Here is a 25,848-nt window from a genome sequence, read left to right on the forward strand (position 1 = left end):
TTTTTATGCGGCTTGCCTTTCGCCGAGAGGGCTCTGCGTATTGGCGCTGAACGCCTATGCGCGGCCATAGAGCGGAACGAGAGCTCCGCTCATCGCCTGGTTGGCCGGCGACACAAGATAGAAAATCGCTTCCGCCGCCGCCTCGAGGCTGACCCAGCGCGAAAAATCGGCATCGGGCATGTCGGCGCGGTTTGAAGCGGTGTCCAGCGTCGACGGGGCTATGGCATTGACGAGGATGCCCTTGCTCTTCACCTCTTCGGCCAAGGCGACGGTCATCGCCGCAACGGCCGCCTTGCTGGCAGCATAGGCGACCATGCCGGCGCCGCGACGCGGATCGAGCCCGGGACGGGCCGAAACATTGACGATACGGCCTTCATTGCCTGCCGCGAGCAACGCCCGCACCGCGGCGCGACTGCACAAAAAGGCGGTGCGGACATTGGTGTCCATGATCTCTGCGAATGAAGCCGATTCGGTTTTTTCAAGCGGCGCCATGGCGAACCCGCCGGCAAGGTGAACCGACGCCCAAAGCTCAGGCACATCCGCATAGAATGCTTCGACCGCGGCGGAATCGGCGAGATAGACATTGTTCACCAGCCTGACGCGCTCGTGCCCGACAAAAGGAAAATGCTCCGGCGCCGCCGCGTGGCTGTTGGGGACGTGGCAGACCGCACCTTCTTCCAAAAGCTTGGCCACCACCGTGCTGCCGAGCTGCCCGGTGCCGCCCGTCACCACGATATGCCTGCCTTCGAGCTTACTCGTCATTCCTGCAATTCCTTATTCGATCCCTGCCGATTCTTGCGCCTTCGGCGCATTCCCTCAACCGAAATTCGCTTGGCCGAAGGCCGCAGCGCGTAACCGCATTCGCCTTAAATATGACCCGACTAATCAACTTGTTTTCATTTGACCGTGAGGTTGACCATCGGGCGTTTCAGGTCCTCGACCACGAAGGAGACCATTCTTGTCACACACGACCGAACCCGGCCGCACCCGTCTTTTAATACCGGCAATGGGAAACATCTACAGCGCCCTGCACGATCTGGCCGAAACACTTCTGCGTGTGGTGGCCGGCGGTTTCCTGGCCATCCACGGCTCGCAGAAGATCGTCGATCCGTTCGGCGCAGTGGGTATGGTCGAGGGCCTGGGCTTCTATCCCGGAACGTTCTGGTCGCCGCTACTGTCGGTCACCGAGTTCTTCGGTGGCATCCTGATCGCCATCGGCTTTCTGACGCGCCCGGCCTCTTTCGCGGGCATGATCATCTTGCTGGTCACGGTGTGGTTTCACTGGATCGTCCAGGGGCAGGGTTTTTCCGGTGCGGAAAAGTCGCTGCTGTGGGCGACGGCCCTGTTCTTCTTCGTCATCCGCGGCGGCAACCGGCAGTCGGTCGACGCACATCTGGGCAGGGCGCTTTAACGCAGGGCTCCGGAGCGGCTAACGGCCGCTTTGCCCTTTGCGTTTGGGCCGAAACGCACTATGAAACGGCTTCAGCCAAAGCCCGCAGAAAAGGGCGTACAGCCGGAGCCGACGATGACCGAGATTCTGCAGACCCCCAAGCTCGTGGTGATCTTCGGCGGTTCAGGCTTCGTCGGCCGGCATGTGGTGCGGGCGCTGGCCAAGCGCGGCTATCGCATACGGGTGGCCTGCCGCAGGCCCGATCTCGCCGGGCATCTGCAGCCGCTGGGCAATGTCGGTCAGATCCAGGCGGTGCAGGCCAATGTGCGGGTGCGCTGGTCGGTCGACAACGCGGTGCGCGGCGCCGATCACGTCATAAATCTCGTCGGCATCCTGCATGAAGGCGGCCGGCAGAAGTTTTCCGCCGTGCAGGAATTCGGCGCGCGCGCCATAGCGGAAGCCGCGCGAGCGGTCGGCGCCGGCATGACACATGTTTCAGCGCTCGGCGCAGACGCCAACTCGGAATCCGGCTACGCACGCACGAAAGCGCTGGGCGAGCAGGCCGTTCTGGAGACCGTGCGGGAAGCGATTGTTTTCCGCCCATCGATCATGTTCGGCCCGGAAGACAGCTTCTTCAACCGCTTTGCCGGTATGGCGCGTCTTTCGCCGGTGCTGCCCCTGATCGGCGGCGGCGAGACCCGGTTCCAGCCGGTCTATGTCAGCGACGTGGCCGAGGCAATCGCGCGGTCCGTCGATGGCAAGGTGAAGCGCGGCCAAGTCTATGAACTGGGCGGTCCGAAGGTCCTGACCTTCAAGGAGTGCATGCAGGAGCTGCTTGACGTCATCGGCCGCAAGCGCCTGCTTGTGCCGGTGCCGTGGTGGCTGGCCAACATTCAGGCCTCCATCCTGGAATTGCTGCCGAACCCGCTGCTGACCCGCGATCAGGTGATCCAGCTTCGACAGCACAATGTGGTTTCGGAAGTCGCCGAAAAGGATGGACGGACGCTTGCAGGCCTTGGCATCCAGGGCCAGTCGGTGGGGACCATCCTGCCGAGCTACCTGTGGCGGTTCCGCGCCGCCGGACAGTTCCAGCGCAAGCCTGCGGCCTGAGTGCTGTCTTAACCCCAGATGAGCAGGGCGATCAGTCCAACGCCGCCGACGGCCAGACGCCACCAGCCGAACAGCGAATAGCCGTGCCGCGACACATAAGCGAGCAGGCTGCGGACGACCAATACCGCCGTGACGAAAGCGGCGATGAAGCCAACCGCGATCACCGGGAAATCCGAGGCCGACAGCAGGTCGCGGTTCTTGAACAGGTCGAGCGCGAAGGCGCCCATCATGGTCGGGATGGCGAGGAAGAACGAGAATTCAGCCGCGGCGCGCTTGTCGACGCCGAGCAGCAGCGAACCGACGATGGTGGCGCCTGAACGCGAGGTTCCGGGGATCATCGCCAGGCACTGGAACAGGCCGATCTTGAGATAGGTCGAAAGCGGCAGACTGGCCGCATCATGATACTTCGGCTTCAGGTCCTGCCGATCGATCCACAACAGCACGATGCCGCCCAGAATGAGCATGACGCAGATCAGGATCGGCGTTTCGAACAGAACGGTCTTGATGAAATCATGCGCCAGCGCGCCGATTACGGCAGCGGGCAGGAAGCCGAGGCCGACACCGACCATCAGCCGCACGGCCGGATCGTTCGGCAGTTCTGGCGGCAGGAACAGGTTGACCTTGCGACGGCGGACAGTCGCGGCAACGATTTCGAAGGCACAGCCGCAAAGCCAGACAAGGGCTGCGATGACGCCGACGATCGCTTCGCCGATCAGCCGAAAGGCGCCAGGCCGGCGCAGGAAAGTAAAAAATCGCCCGGCATAGACGCTGAGAATGGCAAGTATGGCGCCGAGCTGGATCAGCACCTCGAAGACCTTGCCGGTCGATTCGAAACCGAGAAAATGCCCGGCAAGCAGAATGTGTCCCGTGGAGGAGACCGGTAAGAACTCGGTCAGGCCCTCGAGCAGTCCGAGCAAAAGCGCTTCGATCAGCGTCTGGATTTCCATCGGCACCCTTGCTCAGGCCTTGCCCGTTGTGGCTTTACTTGTCACGGCGCGGGACTCCCCCTATAGGTCCCAGCACCCTTATCGCCCATAGAATCGGGCGACCAAGACTTATCGGCGCGGGCGGCGATTCGCCAGAGCGCTTTTGATAGCACGGACCATGCTGACCCTTTTCCATCACCCCATGTTCACTTCCTGCCGGTTCGTACGTCTCGCTTTCGGCGAGTACGGAGAGGAGCTGGCGCTGATCGAAGAAAAGCCGTGGACGCGGCGCAAGGAGTTCCTGGCGCTGAACCCGGCGGGCACTTTGCCCATCCTTCTGGCGGAAGGAGACGTGCCGGTGGTGGGTGCGTCTGTCATCGCCGAATATCTCGACGAGACGCGCGGCGTGCTGAAGCGCGACAAGCGCCTTTTCGTGGAAGGGCCGATGGAACGCGCCGAGATCCGTCGCGTCACCGACTGGTACCTGACCAAGACCGAGAGCGAGGTCACCCGCCATCTGGTGCGCGAGCGCGTGCTGAAACCGCATATGCCGGCCGAGGCCGGCGGCGGCTCGCCCGACTCCACCGCGATCAGGGCGGCGCGCGCCAATATCCGCCAGCACATGAAGTACACCAACTGGCTCGCCGGCACCCGTCATTGGCTGGCCGGCAGCCGCATCACCTATGCCGATCTTGCGGCGGCGGCGGCCCTTTCGGTCCTCGACTATCTTGGCGAGATTGACTGGCGCGAGCATGGCGCGGCGCGCGAATGGTACACGCGGGTGAAATCGCGGCCTTCCTTCCGGCCGCTGCTTACCGATCGCGTGCGCGGCCTGTCCCCGGTATCGCATTATGCGGACCTCGACTTCTGACGCCCAGAAACTGCGTGATCTGATCGAGCGCGAGGTTCATCGCGCCGGCTTCGACGCGGTCGCCTTCACTTCGCCCGATGCCGCGCCGCTGGCGCCGCAACGGCTGGCGCAGTTCGTCGCCGACGGCTTCCACGGCTCTATGGACTGGATCGTCGAGACGCTCGACCGCCGCGGCAGCCCCTCCATCCTGTGGCCCGACGCGCGCTCGATCGTCATCGTCGCCATGAATTACGGACCGGATGAGGACCCTCGGGCGTTGCAATCAAAACCAAGACGCGGCGCTATTTCCGTCTATGCCCGCAATCGTGACTACCACGATTTGATGAAGGGCCGGCTGAAGGAGATCGCCGGCAAGATCGTCGCGCGCGCCGGCGGGGACGTGAAGGTGTTCGTCGACACCGCGCCGGTGATGGAAAAACCGCTGGCGGAAGCCGCAGGGCTTGGCTGGCAGGGCAAGCACACCAATCTGATCAGCCGCGAGCATGGTTCATGGCTCTTTCTCGGTTCGATCTTCACCACCGCCGATATAGCGCCTGATGTCCCGGAAGAGGACCATTGCGGCTCCTGCCGCGCCTGCCTCGACGCCTGCCCGACCGATGCTTTCCCGGCGCCGTACCGACTGGATGCGCGGCGCTGCATCTCCTATCTCACCATCGAGAACAAAGGGCCGATCCCGCACGAATTCCGCGCCGCGATCGGCAACCGCATCTATGGCTGCGACGACTGCCTGGCCGCCTGTCCCTGGAACAAATTCGCTCATGCGGCGTCGGAGGCAAAACTCGTCGCCCGCGACGATCTGCGCGAACCGCCGCTGACGGCGCTGCTTACCCTCGACGACGCGGCATTCAGGAGCTTCTTTTCCGGTTCGCCGATCAAGCGGATCGGCCGCGACCGGTTCATCCGCAATGTGCTGATCGCCGCCGGCAATTCCGGCGACGGCACGCTGCTTGGGCAGGTGTCGACGCTGCTGGCCGATCCATCGCCGCTGGTGCGCGGGGCCGCGGTGTGGGCGCTGGCGCGACTGGACGAGGACGGCGGTTTCGCAGGCCGCGCAGCGGAGGCATTACGGTTCGAGCCAGATGAAAGTGTTCGCAACGAATGGCGGACGGTATTGGCTGAAAAGGCCGCACTGGAGATCGTTGCTTGAGCAAGTTTTTCATCTTCGGCGCTGGTTATTCGGGCAAGGCGTTCGCGCGGGACAATCGCAACAGGCTCCCCGTTACCGGGACCACCCGCTCGGCAGACAATTTCGACGCTCTGCGCGAGGCAGGCATGACACCTTTGACGTTCGATGGCATGCTGACGCCGGAGATCGACGCGGCCCTGCCGCAAACGACGCACCTGATCATCTCCATCGCGCCTGACGAAGGCGGCGACCCGGTGCTGGCTGCCGCACACGACGCGATTGCCGCAATGCCCGCCTTGCAATGGATCGGCTATCTTTCCACCGTCGGCGTGTATGGCGACCATGGCGGCGCGTGGGTGGATGAGACAGCCGAATGCCGCCCGGTCTCGAAACGGTCGCGCTTGCGGGTCGCCGCCGAGCAGCAATGGCGGGAACTCGGCGAGAAGACCGGCATTCCGGTCGCCATCCTGCGGCTTTCAGGCATTTACGGCCCTGGCCGCAACGCCTTCGTCAATCTCGCCAACGGCACGGCGAAGCGGTTGATAAAGCCCGGCCAAGTGTTCAACCGCATCCATGTCGAGGACATCGCCGGCGCGTTGTGGCATCTGGCAGGCCGCAATCAGGGTGGCATCTTCAACGTCACCGACGATCTGCCGGCGCCGCCGCAGGACGTCGTGGAATACGCCTCGTCAGTCATGAATGTGCCGCCGCCGCCGGCAATTTCCTTCGAGACCGCCCAACTTTCGCCCATGGCGCGGTCTTTCTATGGCGAGAACAAACGCGTTTCCAACGCGGCCATGAAGGCCGGCGGGTATCGCTTTCGCTTCCCGGACTATCGCTGTGCTCTCGACCATATGTGGCCGAGCGGCAACTGGGAGCAAGGAGAGCCGCGCAGCCCGATGAAGAAGCCGTGATCGCCGCGCGCGGACCGGCTATGGTGTGATTCGTCTTGCCGGAGGGCGGTTTTGGAAACGAGAGGCCATGGGCGTCAGGGAGAGGATTTCCGGATGAAGGCCATGATGGGTTTCCTGCGCAGGACAAGTTTCGCCGCCCTGGGGCTGACGACGCTTCTGTCCTTCACCACGCAGGATACGCGGCCGGCGGCGGCCTCCGATTTGGCCAAGACCCTGTTCGGCTCTGAGGAATTGCCTTCCCTCGGCAATCCGCAATCCTACGGCTTCTATTCCAAGGGGTGCTTTTCCGGCGGCGTGGCGATCGCCACCGACGGGCCGACATGGCAGGCGATGCGGCTGTCGCGCAACCGCCGCTGGGGTCATCCGGCGATGATCGCGCTGATCGAGAAATTCTCGCGCGACGCCGTCGCCGACGGCTGGCCGGGGCTGCTTCTGGGCGACATATCGCAGCCGCGCGGCGGCCCGATGCTGACCGGGCACGCATCGCACCAGATCGGCCTCGATGCCGACATCTGGTTCACGCCAATGCCGGATCACCGGCTTTCGGCCCGCGAACGCGAGAACATGAGCGCCGTATCCATGGTCAACGAGCGCACGCATCTGGTTAAAGACAAACTGTGGACGTCGGCGCATACACGGCTGTTGCGGCGGGCGGCAAGCTATCCGGAAGTCGAGCGCATCCTGGTCAATCCGGGCATCAAGAAGAAATTGTGCGATACCGTCACAGGCGACCGGTCATGGCTGAACAAGGTGCGGCCGTTCTGGGGTCATGACTACCATTTCCATGTCCGCATCGGCTGCCAGCCCGGTTCGCCGGGCTGCAAGCCGCAGCAGGGCACCGGCACCAGCGACGGCTGCGACAAGAGCCTGGCTTGGTGGTTCACCGAGGAGCCGTGGCGGCCAAACAAGAATCCCGACGCGCCGAAGGCCCGCGACCTGATGACGATGGCCAGCCTGCCGAAAGCCTGCCAGGCGGTGCTCGACGCGCCAGGACCCGTTTCCGCAGAAGCTGTGACGTACCCGGGCGGCAGCGCCGCGGTCTCCGTCGCCGCGTCGCCGGGGCCAGCAACGGTTCAAGGAGCGATGGCGCCCAACGTGCTTCGTCCCAAGGCGGCTCTTCCCCTTGGCGTCAACGCCTTTGCCGAAACGCCCGATATGGGCGTTCCGCTGCCACGTCCACGCCCGACAAACTAGTGGCATCGGGCTGCGATGTGGCGCGATCCCTGTCCGCGCTGGAATTGTTGAAAATGGCTCTGCCAACCTTGGCCAGGAGGAGCCGGGGTCGAGTGACGTTGCTTCTTTCATACAATTACCGAACGGAACCGCCGTCTACCGTGGCCACCATCTTGCCGAAGCAACGAAAGAACGGCTAAAGCCGTCTGGACTGGGGACGACATGAAAATGGCAAGCGTAGCGGAAGACGAGACCGTGCTCGAGTTCCCGATCCTGATCGGGGACATCGGCGGTACGAATGCACGCTTTTCGGTGGTGCTCGACGCGAATTCCGGCGTCGGTGAGCCGCAAATCGTGCAGACCGCCAATTTCGCGACCATTGACGAAGCGATCCAGACCGTTCTGGACAGTGTTTCCGTTCAGCCGAAATCTGCGGTGCTCGCCGTCGCCGGGCCGGTCGAGAGCGACGAAATCCAGCTCACTAACTGCCCGTGGATCGTCAAGCCACGGCAGATGCTGACCAATCTGAGACTCGCCGACATCGTGGTGCTCAATGATTTCGAGGCGCAGGCGCTGGCCGTGGTGGCGCTGGGCGAAGAGCATATGGAGAAGATCGGCGGCGGGGCGCCGGAGCCCGATGCCGGACGCGTGGTGCTGGGACCCGGCACCGGCCTTGGCGTCGCCGGGCTCGTCTATGCGCTGCGTCACTGGATTCCTGTCCCAGGCGAGGGCGGGCACATGGATATCGGCCCGCGCACGCCGCGTGATTTCGAGGTTTTCCCGCACATCGAGAAGATCGACGGCCGTATCTCCGGCGAGCAGATCCTGTGCGGCCGTGGCCTCGTCAACGTCTATCGCGCCGTCGCCAAGGCCGACGGCAAGCCGGCGCCGTTCACCCTGCCGGCGGAGATCACCGCGGCGGCGCTGGCGAAATCCGACCCGGTGGCCGAGGAAGCACTGTCGCTTTTCGTGACGTGCCTAGGGCGCACCGCCGGCGACTTGGCGCTGGTGTTCATGAGCCGCGGCGGCGTCTTTCTCACCGGCGGCATCGCACAGAAGATCGTTCCGGCGCTGAAGGACGGCGCTTTCCGCGCCGCCTTCGAGGACAAGGCCCCGCACAGCGAATTGCTGCGGTCCATGCCTGTCTACGTCATCACCCATCCGCTGGCCGCATTGGCCGGGCTTGCCGCCTATGCGCGCATGCCGTCGCTTTTCGGCGTGCAGACGAACGGACGACGCTGGCGGTCATAGTCAGCCAATTATTCGCGTGCGGGGAATAGGCAACGACACCGTGGGGCGCTAAGAGAAGCGCCGCAACATGGGACGTCCGATTTGAAATCAGCCCAAAAAACGCAGCGGGCCGAACCGCGCGAGATTGTGGCCGTAGTCCGTCGCGTCTTCGCCGAAAACAGCCGAGACTATATCGGGTACTACGTGTTCGCGGTGCTGTGCCTCCTGGCCGTGGCGGCGACCACCGCTTTCACCGCGTGGATCATGCGCGACGTCATCAACGAGATCTTCTACCGCCGGCGCGGGGACCTGATCCTGTTGATTTGCGCCTCGATTTTCGCTGCCTTCCTGATCCGCGGCCTGGCGAGCTACGGACAGGCGGTGACGCTGGCCAAGATCGGCAACAATCTCGTCGCCCGCTACCAGAGCCGCATCTTCGAGCACCTGATGAAGCTCGACATGGGCTTCTTCACCGACACCCGCTCCGGGCGGCTGGCCGCGCAGATCAACGTCAACGTCAACGGCATCCGCGACCTGCTCGGCATAACGCTGACCTCGGTGGCGCGCGATTTCGTCTCGCTCATCGGCCTGATCGGGGTGATGATCGTGCAGGACCCGTTCCTGTCGGTACTGTCGCTTTTGATCGGGCCGCCGCTGATCTATTCAGTCGTCTATCTGATGCGGCGGCTGCGGCGCGTCACCCGCGAGGCGGTGGAAATCAATTCGCGCCTGATCGGCGCCATGCAGGAAGCGACGCAGGGCATCGGCATCGTCAAGGCCTTCACCATGGAGGACCAGCTTTCCGAGCGTATCGAAAAGCTGATCGACAGTTCGGAGCAGCGCGCCAACCGGATCGCTCGCGTCTCCGAGCGGCTGACGCCGATCTCCGAAATCCTCGCCGGCATCGCCGTGGCCGGCGTGGTCGGCTATGCCGGCTATCGCGCCACCGTCAATGGCGAGCCGCCAGGCGCGGTGTTCTCGTTCATTTCTGCCCTGCTCCTGGCCTACGACCCGGCGCGGCGTCTGGCGCGCACGCAGGTCAGCCTCGAAAGGGCGCTGGTCAACGCCCGCATGATCTATGAATTGCTCGACATCGAACCGCACCAGCTCGATGCGCCAGATGCAAAGGAAATCCATGTCGATCGCGGCGAAATCCGTTTTCGCAATGTGTCGTTCGCCTATGGCGACAATCCTGTCATCGAGGATCTGAGCTTCGTCGCGGCGGCCGGCAAGACCACGGCCATCGTGGGTACGTCAGGCGCCGGCAAGACCACGCTGGTGTCGCTGCTGCAGCGCTTCTACGACGTCGACAGCGGTGTGATCGAAATCGACAGCCAGGACATTTCGAAGGTGACGAAGCGTTCGCTGCGGCAATCCATCGCCTATGTCTCGCAGCAGCCCTCTCTGTTCGAGGGATCGATCCGCGACAACATCCGCTACGGCCGTCCGGATGCCACCGACAGCGAGATCGAAACCGCCGCCGGCCTCGCCGCCGCCGACGATTTCATCCTGCAGCAGCCGATGGGATACGACACCCCCGTTGGCGAAAACGGCGTGACGCTGTCCGGCGGCCAGCGGCAACGTCTGTCGATCGCGCGGGCGATCGTGCGGCAGGCTCCGGTCCTGCTGCTCGATGAGGCGACCTCGGCGCTCGACAATGAGTCGGAAGCAAAAGTGCAGCAAGCGCTGTCCGAGGTGATGCATGACCGCACGACGATCGTCATCGCGCACCGGCTTTCCACTGTCGTGAACGCCGACAAGATCATCGTGATGGAACAGGGCCGGCTGGTCGAGGAAGGCACGCACGCCTCCTTGCTCGCCGACCCGCACAGCGTGTATGCCCGGTTCCATCGCCTGCAGGGCAGCAAAGGCCTGGGCCTCGTCGATGACAGCCTTCCAGCCGTGGCCGCGAAGCCGAAGGCAAAGCGCGTTGGGGTGAAGAAGACCGCAGGGGGAAGCACATGAGCGACCAGCGCACAAAGGATATGGGTCTCGTGGTTGTCGGCGCGGCGGGCCGGATGGGCCGGACGCTGATCCAGATCATCCAAGCCACGCCGGGCGCCACCCTGGTCGGCGCCATCGAGCACGCCGGTTCGCCGCATGTCGGCAAGGATGCCGGGGAACTGGCCGGCGTCGGCCCGCTCGGCGTCGTCATCAGCGACGATCCGCTGCCGGCCTTCGCCAAGGCCGACGGCGTGCTCGACTTCAGCACCCCGGCGGCTTCGGTCGAATTCGCGGGCTACGCCGCGCAGGCGCGCATCGTCCATGTCATCGGCACGACGGGATGCTCCGACGATGACAATGCAAGGATCGCGGCGGCTGGGCGCCATGCCACCATCGTCAAATCGGGCAATATGAGCCTTGGCGTCAACCTGCTCTCGGTGCTGGTCGAGCAGGCGGCACGGGCGCTGGATGCGGCGGATTTCGACATCGAAATCCTCGAAATGCACCACAAGCACAAGGTCGATGCACCGTCCGGCACGGCGCTGCTGCTCGGCGAGGCGGCGGCGGCGGGTCGCGAAATCCAGCTCGCGGAGAAATCGGTGCGCGTGCGCGACGGCCATACCGGCGCGCGTGAGGCCGGAACCATCGGTTTCGCGACGCTGCGCGGCGGTTCGGTGATCGGCGAGCATTCAGTGCTGCTGGCCGGGCTCGGCGAGCGGGTGACGCTTTCGCATCATGCCGAAGACCGGGCTATCTTTGCCCGCGGAGCGGTTAAGGCGGCGCTCTGGGCGCAGGGCCGCAAGCCGGGGCTCTATTCCATGCGGGACGTGCTCGGCCTCGGCTGAGCAGCCCGCCTTAACTCGTCAAGGGAGCAAAACATGTCGGGAACCCTCGTGCTCGTCCGCCACGGCCAGAGCGAATGGAATTTGAAGAACCTGTTCACCGGCTGGCGCGACGTCGATCTGACCGAGCGGGGGCATGAGGAGGCGAAGTCGGCCGGCCAGAAGCTGAAGGCGCGCGGGATGAAATTCGACATCGCCTTCACCTCGGCCCTGATAAGGGCGCAGAAGACCTCGCAGCACATTCTCGACGCGGTCGGCCAGAGCAATCTCAAGACCATTCGCGACCAAGCGCTGAACGAGCGCGACTATGGCGACCTCTCCGGCCTGAACAAGGACGACGCTCGCCAGAAATGGGGTGAGGAGCAGGTGCAGGTCTGGCGCCGCTCCTATGACGTGCCGCCGCCCGGCGGCGAGAGCCTGAAGGACACGGGGGCGCGCGTGTGGCCCTACTACATGCATGTCATGCAGCCGCATGTGCTCTGCGGCGGCACGGTGCTGGTGGCGGCGCATGGCAATTCCCTGCGCGCGCTCATCATGGCGCTGGAGGGGATTTCGGGCGAGGAGATCGTCAAGCTGGAACTCGGCACCGGCGTGCCGATCGTCTACAAGCTCAACGCCGATTCCACCGTCGCCTCCAAGGAAGTGCTGGAAGGCTGAGCGCCGGGGCACCTGCGGAGCGGCAAGCGCCGGCAAAAAAGCGCGTTGACAGGCCAGTCCGGCCCGCTTACATCAGCGCGCACCAGCCCAGATGGCGGAATTGGTAGACGCGCACGGTTCAGGTCCGTGTGCCGCAAGGCGTGGAGGTTCGAGTCCTCTTCTGGGCACCAGTTTCAGCAAAAAGCCCCGTACATCGTGCGGGGCTTTTTCTTTGGCGCCCACCTGATTGGCCCCGCGGCGGCATGGGTGGTGACATCTTCCGTCAGGAGCGGTGGCGCAGACGCTTGCGGATGGACTTCACCTCTGATTGTCTTCCGGCATGGCATGGAGGAGAGCCATGATGGAACAATATTATCCTGTGGCCGTCGTCACCCTGCTTTGCAGCCTGCTCATATTCGGCATGGCGCTCACCGTGGCGAGAATGCATTCCAAGACCGGCATACTGGCACCGGCCATGACCGGCGACCCTTTGCTTGAACGGGCGATCCGGGCCCATTCGAATACGATCGAATGGCTCCCCGTTTTCCTTCCCTCGCTGTGGCTGTTCGCCATCTACTGCAGTCCGACCTGGGCGGCCGGGCTGGGATTCTTATGGCTGATCGGCCGGATCTTGTATTTCACCGGCTACCTGTCGGCGCCCCTGAAGCGCTATCCGGGATTTTTCATTCAGTCGATCGCCGCCTTCGTGCTGCTCCTGGGCGCACTAGGAAGAATTCTCTATCTTTGGCTGATGTAGGCGGGTTCCGGCTCGTCTCCATCACTCCATTGGAAAATCCCGTCCTGTGGTCTATGTCCTATCGGTGTTGACTGACCGGTCCGCCAGACCGGCAGGCGGCATCGAAACTTCATATTCGTGTGGCTTGATGCCGATTCTCGAAGTCTCATTCGTCCGCCACCGGACCCACCAAACACGGAGAACCCAATGCAGCTCGGGATGATGGGATTGGGCAGGATGGGCGCCAACATGGTGCGCCGCCTGCTGCGCGACGGACATGAGTGCGTCGTCTACGACATCAATCCGGAAAGCGTTGCGGCCCTGGTCGAGGACGGCGCGATCGGCGCTTCCTCCATGGAGGAGTTCGTTTCCAAACTGTCGAAGCCGCGCAGCGCCTGGCTGATGCTGCCCGCCGCCATCACCGCCAAGATCGCCGGGCAGGTGGCGGCGCTGATGGAGGAAGGCGACATCGTCATCGACGGCGGCAATTCGCACTATCACGACGCGGTCGACCAGGCGGCGGCCTTCGCCGGCAGGGGCATCCGCTATGTCGATGTCGGCACCAGCGGCGGCGTTTGGGGCTTGGAGCGCGGCTATTGCCTGATGATCGGCGGACCCGACGATGCTGTGAAGCATCTCGACCCGATCTTCGCCACCCTTGCGCCGGGCGCGGACGACAATACCAGCCACCGTCTCGAGAAAGGGGTTGGTCCGGACCTGGATACAGGCACCGCGCCGCTCGGCTATCTGCATTGCGGCCCGAGCGGCGCCGGTCATTTCGTCAAGATGGTCCATAACGGCATCGAATACGGCGTCATGGCCGCCTATGCCGAGGGTATCAACATCCTCAAGGCGGCCAATGCCGGCAAGAAGAAGCGCGAGGCCGACGCCGAGACCAGCCCGCTGGCGCAGCCGCAATATTATCAGTTCGACATCGATCTCCCGGCGGTTACCGAAGTCTGGCGGCACGGCAGCGTCATCGGCTCCTGGCTGCTCGACCTGACCGCGGGCGCGCTCAAGGCCGACCCGGCGCTGGAGCAATTCGGCGGCAGGGTTTCCGATTCCGGCGAGGGACGTTGGACGCTGAAGGCCGCAATCGATACCGGCGTTCCCGCACCGGTCCTGTCGTCGGCGCTGTTCGACCGCTTCTCCTCACAGGGCGAATCCATGTTCGCCGACAAGCTGCTTTCGGCCATGCGCTACGCCTTCGGCGGCCATGTCGAAAAGCCGAAGACAGGCCCAAAGCCGAAATCCGACAAGTAATCCAGGGCGGCAGGACATGAGCGAACCACGATCCGACGTGCTGGTGTTGTTTGGCGCAACCGGCGATTTGGCGCACAAGAAAATCTTTCCGGCGCTTTACGCGATGGTCTCCCGCGGGACTTTAAAGGAGCCGGTGGTCGGCATCGCCTACGACAAGTGGAGTGTGGAGCAGCTTGCCGAGCGCGCCCATGATGGCATCAAGGCCGCCTTCGGCAAGGTCGATGACAAGATATTCAAGAAACTCAAAGGCCTGCTGCGCTACGTCAGCGGCGACTACCGCGATCAGGCGACGTTCGACGCGTTGAAGGAGGCATTGTCCGGTTTTCGGCACCCCCTGTACTATCTCGCCGTGCCTCCTTCCATGTTCGAGCCGGTGGTGCAGGGCCTCGAACAATCCGGCGGCGCCACAGGCGCCCGGCTGATGGTGGAGAAGCCCTTCGGCCGCGACCTGCAATCGGCCCGCTGGCTGAACCGCGTGCTGCACATCGTCTTCGAGGAAAAGGCGATCTTCCGCATCGACCACTACCTCGGCAAGGAAGCGATCCAGAACCTGCTCTATTTCCGCTTCGCCAATTCCTTCCTCGAGCCGATCTGGAACCGCAACTATGTAGAGAGCGTGCAGATCACCATGGCCGAGAATTTCGGCGTGCAGGGCCGCGGCAAATTCTATGACGAGGTCGGCGCGATCCGCGACGTCATCCAGAACCATCTGCTCAATGTCATGCTGCTACTGGCGATGGAGCCGCCTCCGGGGAGAACGGTTGACGACCTCGTCGACGAAAAGGTGCAGGTGCTGAAGGCGATAAGGCCGCTGACCAGGGACGACGTGGTGCGCGGCCAGTTCGAAGGCTACCTGAAGGAGCCCGGCGTGCGGCCGAACTCGCCGGTCGAGACCTTCGCCGCCGTGCGCTTCTTCGTCGATACCTGGCGCTGGAAGGATGTGCCGTTCTTCATCCGCGCCGGAAAGGGCCTGCCGGTGCATGCGACAGAGGTGGTGGTTCAACTGAAGCGTCCGCCATTGCCTGTCTTCGACGAGTTCAAGCGCAACGAGGGCAACTACGTCCGTTTTCGGATCGCCCCGGTCATGTCGATCGGTATCGGCGCGCGGCGCAAGGCGGCCGGCGACGAGATGGTCGGCGAGCAGGTCGAATTGACCGCCGTGGACGATGCCAAGGGCGACATGGAGCCGTATGAGCGGCTGATCGGCGACGCCATTAACGGCAATAGCGAGCTGTTCACCCGGCAGGACGCCAGCGAAATCGCCTGGCGGATCGTCGGGCCGGTGCTTGACGACCAGACGCCACCGCCTGTCTACAAGCAGGGAAGCTGGGGGCCTGAGGACGCGATGGCCGGCTTCGCGCCGCCCAATGGCTGGATCGATCCGGGGAAATAGGCGCCATCGAGGCGAGCCGGCGCATCCCGGTTGAGCGCTCCTTGTCGGCGGGGCATTTGCCGGACGGCGCCAGCGCTGCTATGGGCTCGCGCGCCATGCGAACGATCGAGCGATGAGCTTGCCTGACCTTCCCGATCTTCCCGTCACCGCGGTGGTGCCGGCGCTGCGGACTGCGCTGGAAGGCCGCAACAGTGCCGTGCTGGTGGCGCCGCCCGGCGCCGGGAAGACGACGCTGGTGCCGCTCGCGCTGCTCGATGCACCGTGGATTGGTGAAGGCCGGATCGTGCTTCTCGAACCGCGCCGCCTGGCGGCCCGCGCCGCCGCGCGGCGCATGGCGATGCTGCTCGGTGAAGAGCCTGGCGGCACAGTCGGTTATGCGATGCGGATGGAAAACCGCACATCGGCCCGCACGAAAATCCTCGTCGTCACCGAAGGCGTGCTGGCGCGCATGATCCTTGATGATCCGGAACTGCCCGGCGTTTCGGCAGTCATCTTCGATGAGTTCCACGAGCGGTCGCTCGATGGCGATTTCGGCCTGGCTCTGGCGCTGGATGTGCAAGGCGCGTTGCGGCCGGACCTCCGCCTCCTGGTCATGTCTGCGACACTCGATGGCGCGCGGGTGGCGCGGCTTTTGGCGGGCGCGCCGGTGATCGAGAGCCAAGGGCGCAGCTTCCCCGTCGATGTCCGCTACAGCGAGCGGCCTGCGGGTGAAGCCATCGAGGACGCGATGGCCAAGGCGGTGCGCATGGCGCTGGCCGACGAGAACGGCAGCGTACTCGCCTTCCTGCCCGGCCAGCGCGAGATAGAGCGGACAGCGGAGAGGCTGGAAGGACGTGTCGGCGGTGACGTCGATGTCGTCCGCCTCTACGGCATGCTGGACGGCAAAGCGCAGGACGCCGCCATTCAGCCGGCGCCGGCGGGACGTCGCAAGGTGGTGCTGGCGACGGCGATCGCCGAGACCTCCATCACTATAGAAGGCGTTCGCGTGGTGATCGATTCCGGCCTGTCGCGGCTGCCGAAATATGAACCGGCGAGCGGCCTGACGCGGCTCGAGACGGTCCGCGTCTCCCGCGCTTCGGCCGAGCAGCGCGCCGGCCGCGCCGGACGCACGCAGCCGGGTGTCGCCATCCGCCTGTGGCGGGCGGAGCAGACCTCGGCGCTCGCCGCCTTCACGCCGCCGGAAATCCTCGAAGCGGATCTGTCCGGCCTGGTGCTCGATTGCGCTGCGTTCGGCGTCGCCGACCCGGCAAGCCTCGCCTTTCTGGACCCCCCACCTACACCGGCGTTGAACGAGGCGCGGGCGCTGCTGGGGACGCTCGGCGCTATCGATGACACAGGCCGGATCACCGAAGCCGGCGCGGCCATGCGCCGGCTGGCGCTGCCGGTACGGCTGGCGCACATGGTGGCGGAAGCAGCGAAGACCGGTCATGCCGGCGAGGCGGCTCAACTTGCGGTGCTTTTGACCGAGCGCGGCCTAGGCGGGGACAGCGCCGATCTGGAACGGCGGCTGATGCGGTTTCGCGCGGACCGGTCGCCTCGCGCCAATGCCGCCCGGCAACTGGCGGAAAGGCTGGCGCGGGCTTTACCGCCCCGCGCCCCGGCCCGGGACCTACGGTCGGACCCTCCCCACAAGGAGGAGGGTATAGAGGCCGGCTCCCTGCTCCTCCATGCCTGGCCGGACCGGGTGGCGAAAGCACGCGGGGAACGTGGGCGTTTCGTGCTGGCGAATGGTTCAGGCGCCGCGCTCGACGCATCCGATCCGCTGGCGGGCGAGCCTTATCTCGTCCTCGCAGACATGCAGGGCAAGGCGCAGAATGCGCGCATCACGGCGGCGGCGGCGGTCGCCGAGGCCGACATCCGCACCGCACTCGCCGGCCGCATCGAGACGCACGGGCAAACCGCCTTCGACCCGGAAAAGCGGGCCGTACGGGTGCGCGAAACGGTGCGGCTCGGCGCCATTCTGCTTTCGGAACGGATGCTGCCGCCGCCGCAAGGCGAAGCCGCCGACCGCGCCATCCTCGACGCCCTGCGTCAGCACGGCCTGTCGCTGCTTACATGGGGCAAGGAAGCGCAGACGCTGCGCCGCCGGCTTGCCTGGCTGCAGCGTGGCATTGGCGCGCCATGGCCAGACATGTCGGAGGAAGCGCTGCTGGACACGCTGGAGAGATGGTTGCTGCCGTTCCTGACTGGCAAGGCTTCCTTCGCAGCCATTCCGGGCGAAGCCCTGACGGCGGGGCTGATGTCGATCGTCCCTTACGACCTGCATCGGCGCGTCGATGCGCTGGCGCCGACCCATTACGACGCGCCGTCGGGCAGCCGCGTCCCGATCGACTATGAAGGCGAATGGCCGGTGCTTTCGATCCGTGTGCAGGAGTTGTTCGGTCTCGACCGCCACCCTGCCATCGCCGACGGCACGGTGCCGCTGACGCTGGAGCTTCTGTCGCCGGCGCACCGGCCGATCCAGACGACACGCGACCTGCCCGGTTTCTGGCGCGGTTCGTGGGCGGACGTGCGCGCCGACATGCGCGGCCGCTACCCCAAGCATGTCTGGCCGGAAAACCCGCTCGAGGCGGCGGCGACCAGCCGCGCCAAGCCGCGCGGCACCTGATCCGGACCGCACATTCTGGCGTTCCCGCACGCCAGGCTGTAATGCAGGCGGATGATCAACGTCCAACGCACGCCGGATTTCCAGCAGAGCAACCGGCTTCGGCTCAATACCCTTATCCGCCTGCGCTGGCTGGCCATTGTCGGCCAGAGCGTGGCCGTGCTTGTCGTCGCCTACGGCTTGAGCTTCCCGCTGCCGGTCGGCCTGTGCTTCGGGCTGATCGCCTGCTCGGCCTGGCTGAACCTGATGCTCGCGTTCCGCTTCCCCGCCGCGCATCGGCTGAAGCCCTTGGCGGCGATGGGCATCCTGGTGTTCGACAGCCTGCAACTCGCCGGCCTGCTCTACATGACCGGCGGGCTGACCAATCCGTTCTCGCTGCTGATGACGGTGCCGGTGGTCATTTCGGCGACATCGCTGCCGCTGAAGCTGACGGCGGTTCTCGGCACGATCGTCACGGCGCTGGCCTCGCTGCTGGTGTTCTTCCACCTGCCGCTGCCCTGGTATGACGGCTCGCCGCTGCCGATGCCGTTCATCTATGTCGCCGGCATGTGGATGGCGGTGCTGTCTTCCATCGCTTTCACCGGCATCTACGCCTTCCGCGTCGCCGAGGAGGCGCGGCTGCTTGCCAACGCTCTCGCCGCCACCGAACTGGTGCTGCAGCGCGAACAGCATTTGTCGGCGCTGGATGGATTGGCGGCGGCGGCGGCGCATGAATTGGGCACGCCGCTCGCCACCATCACGCTGGTGGCGCGGGAAATGGAAAAGGCGCTGGGCGACGATCCGAAATACCGGGAAGACGTCACGCTGCTGCGCTCGCAGAGCGAACGCTGCCGCGAAATCCTGAAGCGCCTCACCAGCCTCTCCTCGGAGGGCGAGGAGCATCTCGCCCGCTTGCCGCTGACCTCGCTGGTCGAGGAGGTCATCGCGCCGCATCGCGACTTCGGTATCGCCATAAAACTACGGCCGGGCGAGCGCATCGGGCCGGAACCGGTCGGGCGGCGCAATGCCGGCGTCATCTACGGTCTCGGCAATCTGGTGGAAAACGCCGTCGACTTCGCCCGCTCCAACGTCACGGTGCGCTGGAGCTGGAACGAGGAGCAGGTGACGTTCTCCATCATCGACGATGGGCCGGGCTTTCCGCCCGAGATCATCGACCGTATCGGCGAGCCTTACATGTCGACCCGGCAGGGCGCGGAACGCGGCGGAGGGCTCGGGCTCGGGCTTTTCATCGCCAAGACTTTGCTGGAGCGCTCCGGCGCGACGATCGATTTCCGCAATTCGAGCGGATTGGGCGAAGGCGCCATCGTCAACATCAGCTGGCCGCGCGAGGTCTTCCTGCATCCCGAAACGGCCACAGGCCCGATGTTCGACACCGCCTGAAATGCGGCGAAATTGGACATTCGGCCTCCGGAGTTATATCTGCGTCATAATAAGGCAGCAGGAAACGACCGATCATGGCGGGTGAAGAAAACAGCGGCAGCATGGTGACCGGCGACGACACGTCGCTGCTGATCGTGGAAGACGACAAGCCGTTCCTGACACGGCTGGCGCGGGCGATGGAAACGCGCGGCTTCATCGTCGATACGGCCGAAAGCGTCGAGGAGGCGATCGGCAAGGCGCGCGCCAATCCACCGGCCTACGCGGTCGTGGACATGCGGCTCGGCGACGGCAACGGCCTCGACGTCGTGGTGGCGATCCGCGAAAAGCGCGAAGATGCCCGGACGGTCATCCTCACTGGTTATGGCAACATCGCCACGGCGGTCACGGCAGTGAAGCTCGGCGCCGTCGACTATCTGTCCAAGCCGGCCGATGCCGACGATGTTTTCGCCGCGCTGACCCGTACCTCCGGCGAACGCGCCGCGCCGCCCGAAAACCCGATGTCGGCCGACCGCGTGCGCTGGGAGCACATCCAGCGCGTTTACGAAATGTGCGAGCGCAACGTTTCCGAAACGGCCCGGCGGCTCAACATGCACCGGCGCACGTTGCAGCGGATCCTCGCCAAGCGCGCCCCACGCTGAGTTCTTTACCGCATGACCCGAGAGTAGGTTACATCGGCTTGCTTCCCAAAGCCGGCCTGCGCATCATCGTCGCCGATTCACTGCATCCGCAACCGGCGTGAGGGAGCCCGACATGACGAATGAAAATCGCCGTCCGGTTTCCGTTTTCCGCGAATTCCTCGACGGCGAAGCCTCTGGCGGCATCATCCTGATCGTCGCCGCGGCGCTTGCCCTGATCGTCGCCAATTCGCCGCTGGCGGAACCCTATTTCGCCGCCCTGCACGCCTATCTCGGCCCGCTCAGCGTCCTGCACTGGATCAATGACGGGCTGATGGCGGTGTTCTTCCTGCTGGTCGGGCTGGAGATCAAGCGCGAGGTGCTGGACGGGCAGCTTTCAACCTGGCCGCGCCGGGCGCTTCCGGGTATCGCAGCTGTCGGCGGCATGATCGTTCCGGCGCTCGTCTATGTCGTGGTCAACCGCAACAATGCGCCGGCACTTCCGGGTTGGGCCATCCCCACCGCCACCGACATTGCCTTCGCGCTCGGCGTGCTGTCGCTGCTCGGCAGTCGCGTGCCGGCCTCGCTGAAGGTGTTCCTCACGGCGCTGGCGATCATCGACGATCTCGGCGCAGTGATCATCATTGCCATTTTTTACACAAGCGGTCTGTCGCTCGCGTATCTTGGCGGCGCCTTCGCCGTCATCGCTATTCTGATCGCGATGAACCGCATGGGCGTTCTCTCGCTGATCCCGTATCTGGTCCTCGGCGTGGTCCTGTGGGTGCTGGTGCTGAAATCGGGCGTGCATGCGACGCTGGCCGGCGTGGCGCTGGCGCTGACGGTGCCGCTGCGCGTTTCACCCGGCCTGGCGCACGACCTGGAGCATTCGCCGCTGCACCGGCTGGAACATGCGCTGCACAAAGCCGTGCCATTCCTCGTCATCCCGATCTTCGGCTTCGCCAATGCCGGCGTTTCGCTGGCAGGCCTTTCCGTCTCCAATCTGATCGAACCGCTGACGCTGGGCGTCGCCGCCGGGTTGGTGCTTGGAAAGCTGGTCGGCGTCTTCGGCGCCTCGGCCCTGACGGTGCGCCTCGGTCTCGCCGACCTACCCGCCCATGCCGGCTGGATCCATATGGTCGGCATTTCGCTGCTGTGCGGCATCGGCTTCACCATGAGCCTGTTCATCGGCCTGCTCGCCTTCGGCGATAATGCGGCGCTGCAGGATGCGGTGAAGGTCGGCATCCTGGCCGGCTCGCTGATCGCGGCGGCGCTCGGCGCGGCAGTGTTGTTGCTGGCGTCGAAACCCGTGGGCGACACGGGCGAATAGCTACTCGCTTTCGCCTTCCAGCGCCGGCACCGAGACGCCGGCGAGTTCCGCCGCCAGCAGGCGTGCCGCGCCTGCCCGCGCAATGCGCAGCATCAGCGCCTTGCGGGTGGCCGCCGCCATGCGGTGCTCCGGCGCGTCACGCATGATCTCGGCGCCATAGCCGTCCGAAAGAATGAAGCCGCACTCGGCCGGGAAGATCTCCGACGGCACGCCGGGATGGGTGGCGAAGAAGAAGCGGTCGGAATGCAGCCGGTAGTCCGGCCATTTGCGGTCGACCCTGAAATCCTCGATCGAGGACTTCACCTCGATGATCCAGATATCGCCCTGCCGGGTCAGCGCCACCAGATCGGCCCGGCGGCCGGTGGCCAGCGACAGTTCGGGCAGGACATGCGCGCCCATCTGCATGAGCAGGCGCTGCACGCCGCGCCTGACCAGCATGGCACGCTCGGACTGACGGCCATCGACAAGGGGGTTCACGAGAATCGGCGAAACGATGGGCATGGCCCAGTATGGCCGATTCTGTTCACGGTTTGAACCCGCTCAGTCAGGAAATCTCCCCAGCCATTTCCTCCAGGATCGGGCAGTCGGGGCGGTCGTCGCCGTGGCAGGCGTGGATGAGCTTCTGCAGCGTGGCGCGCATCGATTGCAGCTCACGCACCTTTTCCTCGATCGCCGCGACATGCGCCGAGGCGATGGCGCGGACATCATGGCTGGCTCTGCTGCGGTCACGATAGAGCGCCATGAGCTGACGGCAATCGTCGATGGAAAAGCCGAGATTGCGGGCGCGGCGCAAGAAGGCGAGGCGGTGGATGTCGTCGCCCGTATAGTCGCGATAGCCATTGCCGGCGCGGACCGGACTGATCAGGCCGATTTCCTCATAATAGCGAATGGTCTTGGCCGGCAGTCCTGACCGGCGGGCGGCAGTTCCGACATTCATGGTCCTTGCCCTTTTCAAAGCCGTCTTTCCGTTAAAAGAAGTGCAGCTTCATTGTTTTTCCTTCACATTCCCGTGAAGCCTGTTGCCGAAATACCATAGGTATCGGCTTACCGGTGCGTAAGGGAAAGCATATAGGCATCGCCTGCTTGGCAAGCAAAGCAAATGCCAGCATGAATGATGTCGAAAAGACGGCTCGAATCGGGCTGCGACGGATTTTGGGGGGTGCGGACAGTTCATGCGGATGAAATCACTGGCCATCGTTGCCGGACTTGTGCTGGCGACCGCGCTTTCCGGATGCAGCACCATCGGCTCGCTGCCGATGTTCACCAACAATTATGGTTCGGTCACGGATGCAGGCTACCGGCTGCCGAGCATTCCGATCAGCAAGGTTCCGCGCAAATATCACCGGCAGATCGTCCGCTTCGACAGCCAGGAGAAGCCCGGCACCATCATCGTCGATACCAATGAGAAGTTTCTTTACCTCGTGATGGCTGACGGCAAGGCGATGCGCTACGGCATCGGCGTCGGCCGCGAGGGTTTCGAATGGCACGGCACGGCCCGCATCGCGCTGAAGCGCGAATGGCCGACCTGGACGCCGCCGCGCGAGATGATCCGCCGCCAGCCGGAGCTGGCGAAATGGGCCGGCGGCATGCCTCCCGGGCTCAGCAATCCGCTCGGCGCGCGCGCCATGTACCTGTTCAACAAGGGCGGCGATTCCGGCTACCGGCTGCATGGCAGCCCGGAATGGAACTCTATCGGCAAGGCGATGTCGTCGGGCTGCATCCGCCTGATGAACCAGGACATCATCGACCTCTACAACCGCGCCGAAGTCGGCGCCAAGGTCATCGTGAAGTAGCAACGGACGCGGAGGCGACCTGCCTCCCGGTCAAGCGGTGCAAAAGTTTCTTACGCGGACCGTCCAGGCAACACGGACGTCCCAAACGGAAAACCGGGCCTCACAGCCCGGTTTTTTGTTGTGCTATCCCGAAAGAAAAGCGGTTTGGAGGTTCAGGAGACCTGCTCGACCTGCTGAACTTCCGGCACGAAATGGCGCAGCAGGTTCTGAATGCCATGCTTCAGCGTCGCGGTGGATGAGGGGCAGCCGGCGCAGGAACCCTTCATGTGCAGGAACACGGTGCCGTTCTCGAAGCCGCGGAAGGTGATGTCGCCGCCGTCCTGGGCGACCGCCGGCCGTACGCGGGTGTCGAGCAGTTCCTTGATGGTGACGACGATCTCCTCGTCGGCCTTGTCGTAGAATTCGCCGGTCTGGCTGGTCTCGGCGGCGGGGCCGGCGTTGACCATCACCGGCGCGCCGGACATGAAATGCTCCATGATGGCGCCAAGAATGGCCGGCTTGAGATGCTGCCAGTCAGGGCCGTCCTTGGTGACGGTGATGAAATCATAGCCGAAGAAGACGCCGGTGACACCTGGAACCTCGAACAGCCGTCCCGCCAGCGGCGAGGCGGCGGCCGCGCTGCCGGCGTCGCGGAAATCGGCGGTGCCCTCGAGCAGCACTTCCTTGCCAGGCAGGAATTTCAGCGTCGCCGGATTTGGGGTCGACTCGGTCTGGATGAACATCTTGATCTCCACGCCTGCCGTATGGCGGGCCAAATAGTTTGGAATAGTTCTAAATAAGCCCAATCGGTCCGGCCTTCAAGCAGAAACGGCCTCAGCAACCGTCCCGCATCATGTCGGAACCCTACGCCAGGTTTTCCAGATCCTCGTCTGACAGATTCTGCGGCACGACGGTGACAGGAATCGGAAAAGCCGCGCCCTTGCCGGCGATGGAGGCGACAAGGGGCCCCGGACCTTCCTTGCCGGCGCCGGCGGCAAGGACAAGAATGGCGATGTCCTGATCTTCCTCGATCAGTCTGTGGATTTCGTCGGCCGGCTTGCCCTCCTTCACCACGAGTTCGGGTTCGATGCCCAATTTCTGCCGGACCTTGGTGGCGTAGCCGTCGAGCGCGGCACGGGCATTGGCATTGGCTTCCTCGCGCATGATCTTCTCGACGCCGAGCCAATGCTGGAAATCGTCCGGCTCAATGACATAGAGAAGCACGAGAACGCCATTGGTGGTCTGCGCTCGTTTCGATGCATAGACCACGGCCCGTTCGCATTCGGGCGTATCGTCGATGATGGCCAGGAACTTCCGCCGGTGGCCGGCTTCCCGGCTGAGACGTTTTGAAACCATTGGCTGTCTTCCCGTTTCGGGCAATCTGCCATTGCCGCCCCTCAGCGGCAAGCAGCGTTGCCGCGGTGTCTTCTAACCCTGCAGCAGCCCGACGATGTCGCGCACGTGCTTCATGGTGGCTTCGGCAAGGGCGCCGGCCCGTTCGCCGCCATCCTTCAGAACAGCATCGACAAAGGCCGGATCGGCTGAAATGCGCCGCATCTCGGCTGCCACTGGCGCCATTCTCTCCACCGCCAGATCGGCCAGGGCCGGCTTGAACTCCGAGAATTGACGGCCGCCGAATTCCTTCAGCACCGCTTCCTTCGAGATGTCGGCGAGACCGGCATAGATGCCCACCAGATTCTCCGCCTCGGGCCGGCCGGCAAGACCGTCCGGCTCGCTCGGCAGCGCATCCGGGTCGGTCTTGGCCTTGCGGATCTTCTTGGAAATGGTGTCGGCATCGTCGGTCAGGTTGATGCGCGACAGGTCGGAGGGATCGGACTTTGACATCTTCTTCGCTCCGTCGCGCAGCGACATGATGCGCGTCGCCGGACCGCCGATGACAGGCTCGGTGATCGGGAAAAAGCCGTTGACCGTCTCGTCGCCGACCTGCATCTCGACCCCAAGGCCGAGGTCGGCGATGCGGCCGGAAAAGTCGTTGTTGAACTTCTGGGCGATGTCGCGGGTCAGCTCCAGATGCTGCTTCTGGTCGTCGCCCACCGGCACGTGGGTAGCGCGGTAGACCAAAATGTCTGCGGCCATCAGGCTCGGATAGGCGAGCAGGCCGAGCGAGGCGTTCTCGCGGTCCTTGCCGGCCTTGTCCTTGAACTGCGTCATGCGGTTCATCCAGCCGATGCGGGCCACGCAATTGAATATCCAGGCGAGTTCGGCGTGCTGCATCACCCGCGACTGGTTGAAGACGATGTGCTTTTTGGGGTCGATGCCCGATGCTAGAAAGGCGGCGGTGATCGAGCGTGTCTGGTCCTGCAGATCCTTGTGCACCAGCTGTGCTGTGAGCGAATGCAGATCGACGACGCAGTAGATGCAATCGGACTTTTCCTGCAGCGCGACGAACTGCTTGATGGCGCCGAGATAGTTGCCGAGATGCAGATTTCCGGTCGGCTGCACGCCGGAAAACACGAGTTCCCGGAAAGGACTGGAGGGCATGATTGTTTTCCCTGGCTTATGGAGGGCCGGTCGAGCATGACCCCGAGAAGTTTGACACTTTTCGACGGCCACGCTGCTGGAACCCGGTGGGCAA

25 protein-coding genes and 1 tRNA gene are annotated in these 25,848 nt (G+C 64.3%); 19 read left to right on the plus strand and 7 right to left on the minus strand.

The window, feature by feature from the left end:
- Positions 1-54 precede the first annotated feature (54 nt).
- On the minus strand, positions 55-762 hold the full coding sequence (locus tag J2X35_RS12220; protein WP_056113318.1) for an SDR family NAD(P)-dependent oxidoreductase: 708 nt from the start codon (positions 760-762) through the stop codon (positions 55-57).
- A 196-nt stretch (positions 763-958) separates the two neighbouring features.
- On the opposite strand from J2X35_RS12220, the gene J2X35_RS12225 reads away from it, so the two are divergent.
- Positions 959-1,411, plus strand: coding sequence for a DoxX family protein (locus tag J2X35_RS12225; protein ID WP_405023212.1), 453 nt, complete (start codon positions 959-961; stop codon positions 1,409-1,411).
- Between the two features lie 114 nt (positions 1,412-1,525).
- Entirely contained in the window at positions 1,526-2,500 is a 975-nt protein-coding gene (locus J2X35_RS12230; RefSeq protein ID WP_310185705.1) for a complex I NDUFA9 subunit family protein, read from the plus strand.
- Between the two features lie 8 nt (positions 2,501-2,508).
- Here J2X35_RS12230 and J2X35_RS12235 read toward each other — a convergent pair whose 3' ends face one another.
- Positions 2,509-3,447: an undecaprenyl-diphosphate phosphatase gene (locus J2X35_RS12235; RefSeq protein ID WP_310185707.1), complete on the minus strand. Its 939-nt coding sequence runs from the start codon at positions 3,445-3,447 to the stop codon at positions 2,509-2,511.
- A 157-nt stretch (positions 3,448-3,604) separates the two neighbouring features.
- Between J2X35_RS12235 and J2X35_RS12240 the strand changes: the two genes are divergently transcribed.
- The 16 genes from J2X35_RS12240 to nhaA all read left to right on the plus strand — a co-directional run bounded on the left by J2X35_RS12240 (position 3,605) and on the right by nhaA (position 21,480).
- Positions 3,605-4,297: a glutathione S-transferase family protein gene (locus tag J2X35_RS12240; protein WP_056113310.1), complete on the plus strand. Its 693-nt coding sequence runs from the start codon at positions 3,605-3,607 to the stop codon at positions 4,295-4,297.
- Positions 4,278-5,444, plus strand: coding sequence for a tRNA epoxyqueuosine(34) reductase QueG (gene queG, locus J2X35_RS12245; RefSeq protein WP_310185710.1), 1,167 nt, complete (start codon positions 4,278-4,280; stop codon positions 5,442-5,444). Before J2X35_RS12240 ends, queG begins: the two co-directional genes overlap by 20 nt.
- Positions 5,441-6,337 carry an SDR family oxidoreductase gene (locus J2X35_RS12250; RefSeq protein WP_310185713.1) on the plus strand — a complete coding sequence of 299 codons (897 nt, stop codon included), beginning with the start codon at positions 5,441-5,443 and terminating at the stop codon, positions 6,335-6,337. Before queG ends, J2X35_RS12250 begins: the two co-directional genes overlap by 4 nt.
- Positions 6,338-6,430: 93 nt before the next feature.
- Positions 6,431-7,531, plus strand: a complete 1,101-nt coding sequence (mepA, locus tag J2X35_RS12255) for a penicillin-insensitive murein endopeptidase (protein ID WP_310185715.1) — start codon at positions 6,431-6,433, stop codon at positions 7,529-7,531.
- A 207-nt stretch (positions 7,532-7,738) separates the two neighbouring features.
- Complete coding sequence (locus J2X35_RS12260; protein WP_310185717.1) at positions 7,739-8,761, plus strand: glucokinase; 1,023 nt, start codon at positions 7,739-7,741, stop codon at positions 8,759-8,761.
- Between the two features lie 81 nt (positions 8,762-8,842).
- Positions 8,843-10,705, plus strand: coding sequence for an ABC transporter ATP-binding protein (locus J2X35_RS12265; RefSeq protein ID WP_310185719.1), 1,863 nt, complete (start codon positions 8,843-8,845; stop codon positions 10,703-10,705).
- The gene (dapB, locus tag J2X35_RS12270) at positions 10,702-11,529 is read left to right on the plus strand and encodes a 4-hydroxy-tetrahydrodipicolinate reductase (RefSeq protein WP_310185721.1); all 828 of its coding nucleotides are present in this window, start codon (positions 10,702-10,704) and stop codon (positions 11,527-11,529) included. Before J2X35_RS12265 ends, dapB begins: the two co-directional genes overlap by 4 nt.
- Positions 11,530-11,562: 33 nt before the next feature.
- Positions 11,563-12,183 carry a 2,3-bisphosphoglycerate-dependent phosphoglycerate mutase gene (locus tag J2X35_RS12275; protein ID WP_310185723.1) on the plus strand — a complete coding sequence of 207 codons (621 nt, stop codon included), beginning with the start codon at positions 11,563-11,565 and terminating at the stop codon, positions 12,181-12,183.
- 85 nt (positions 12,184-12,268) lie between these two features.
- Positions 12,269-12,353 (plus strand) — tRNA-Leu (locus J2X35_RS12280).
- 170 nt (positions 12,354-12,523) lie between these two features.
- Positions 12,524-12,919: an MAPEG family protein gene (locus J2X35_RS12285; protein ID WP_056116247.1), complete on the plus strand. Its 396-nt coding sequence runs from the start codon at positions 12,524-12,526 to the stop codon at positions 12,917-12,919.
- 186 nt (positions 12,920-13,105) lie between these two features.
- Complete coding sequence (gene gnd / locus J2X35_RS12290; protein ID WP_310185728.1) at positions 13,106-14,161, plus strand: phosphogluconate dehydrogenase (NAD(+)-dependent, decarboxylating); 1,056 nt, start codon at positions 13,106-13,108, stop codon at positions 14,159-14,161.
- Between the two features lie 16 nt (positions 14,162-14,177).
- Positions 14,178-15,554 carry a glucose-6-phosphate dehydrogenase gene (gene zwf / locus J2X35_RS12295; RefSeq protein ID WP_310185730.1) on the plus strand — a complete coding sequence of 459 codons (1,377 nt, stop codon included), beginning with the start codon at positions 14,178-14,180 and terminating at the stop codon, positions 15,552-15,554.
- 112 nt (positions 15,555-15,666) lie between these two features.
- Positions 15,667-18,162 (plus strand): ATP-dependent helicase HrpB, encoded by a 2,496-nt coding sequence (hrpB, locus tag J2X35_RS12300; RefSeq protein ID WP_310185731.1) that lies wholly within the window; start codon positions 15,667-15,669, stop codon positions 18,160-18,162.
- Between the two features lie 51 nt (positions 18,163-18,213).
- Entirely contained in the window at positions 18,214-19,539 is a 1,326-nt protein-coding gene (locus J2X35_RS12305) for an ActS/PrrB/RegB family redox-sensitive histidine kinase (RefSeq protein ID WP_056113284.1), read from the plus strand.
- A gap of 74 nt (positions 19,540-19,613) precedes the next feature.
- Positions 19,614-20,177, plus strand: coding sequence for an ActR/PrrA/RegA family redox response regulator transcription factor (locus tag J2X35_RS12310; protein ID WP_156459854.1), 564 nt, complete (start codon positions 19,614-19,616; stop codon positions 20,175-20,177).
- Between the two features lie 112 nt (positions 20,178-20,289).
- Entirely contained in the window at positions 20,290-21,480 is a 1,191-nt protein-coding gene (nhaA, locus tag J2X35_RS12315) for a Na+/H+ antiporter NhaA (RefSeq protein ID WP_310185734.1), read from the plus strand.
- Here nhaA and J2X35_RS12320 read toward each other — a convergent pair whose 3' ends face one another.
- Together J2X35_RS12320 and cueR are read right to left on the minus strand one after the other, a co-directional pair.
- Positions 21,481-21,981: an MmcB family DNA repair protein gene (locus J2X35_RS12320; protein WP_056113278.1), complete on the minus strand. Its 501-nt coding sequence runs from the start codon at positions 21,979-21,981 to the stop codon at positions 21,481-21,483.
- Between the two features lie 43 nt (positions 21,982-22,024).
- The gene (gene cueR, locus J2X35_RS12325; RefSeq protein ID WP_310185736.1) at positions 22,025-22,417 is read right to left on the minus strand and encodes a Cu(I)-responsive transcriptional regulator; all 393 of its coding nucleotides are present in this window, start codon (positions 22,415-22,417) and stop codon (positions 22,025-22,027) included.
- A 235-nt stretch (positions 22,418-22,652) separates the two neighbouring features.
- Here cueR and J2X35_RS12330 point away from each other — a divergent pair, with 235 nt between their 5' ends.
- Positions 22,653-23,273, plus strand: coding sequence for a L,D-transpeptidase (locus J2X35_RS12330; RefSeq protein WP_056113274.1), 621 nt, complete (start codon positions 22,653-22,655; stop codon positions 23,271-23,273).
- A gap of 152 nt (positions 23,274-23,425) precedes the next feature.
- Here J2X35_RS12330 and J2X35_RS12335 read toward each other — a convergent pair whose 3' ends face one another.
- The 3 genes from J2X35_RS12335 to trpS form a co-directional block, all read right to left on the minus strand.
- Entirely contained in the window at positions 23,426-23,995 is a 570-nt protein-coding gene (locus J2X35_RS12335) for a NifU family protein (RefSeq protein ID WP_056116241.1), read from the minus strand.
- A 121-nt stretch (positions 23,996-24,116) separates the two neighbouring features.
- Positions 24,117-24,608, minus strand: a complete 492-nt coding sequence (locus J2X35_RS12340; protein ID WP_056113269.1) for a universal stress protein — start codon at positions 24,606-24,608, stop codon at positions 24,117-24,119.
- Between the two features lie 72 nt (positions 24,609-24,680).
- Positions 24,681-25,754, minus strand: a complete 1,074-nt coding sequence (gene trpS / locus J2X35_RS12345; RefSeq protein WP_056113266.1) for a tryptophan--tRNA ligase — start codon at positions 25,752-25,754, stop codon at positions 24,681-24,683.
- Positions 25,755-25,848: the final 94 nt, after the last annotated feature.

It is taken from the genome of Mesorhizobium sp. BE184 (assembly GCF_031457045.1).
Taxonomy (GTDB): domain Bacteria; phylum Pseudomonadota; class Alphaproteobacteria; order Rhizobiales; family Rhizobiaceae; genus Mesorhizobium.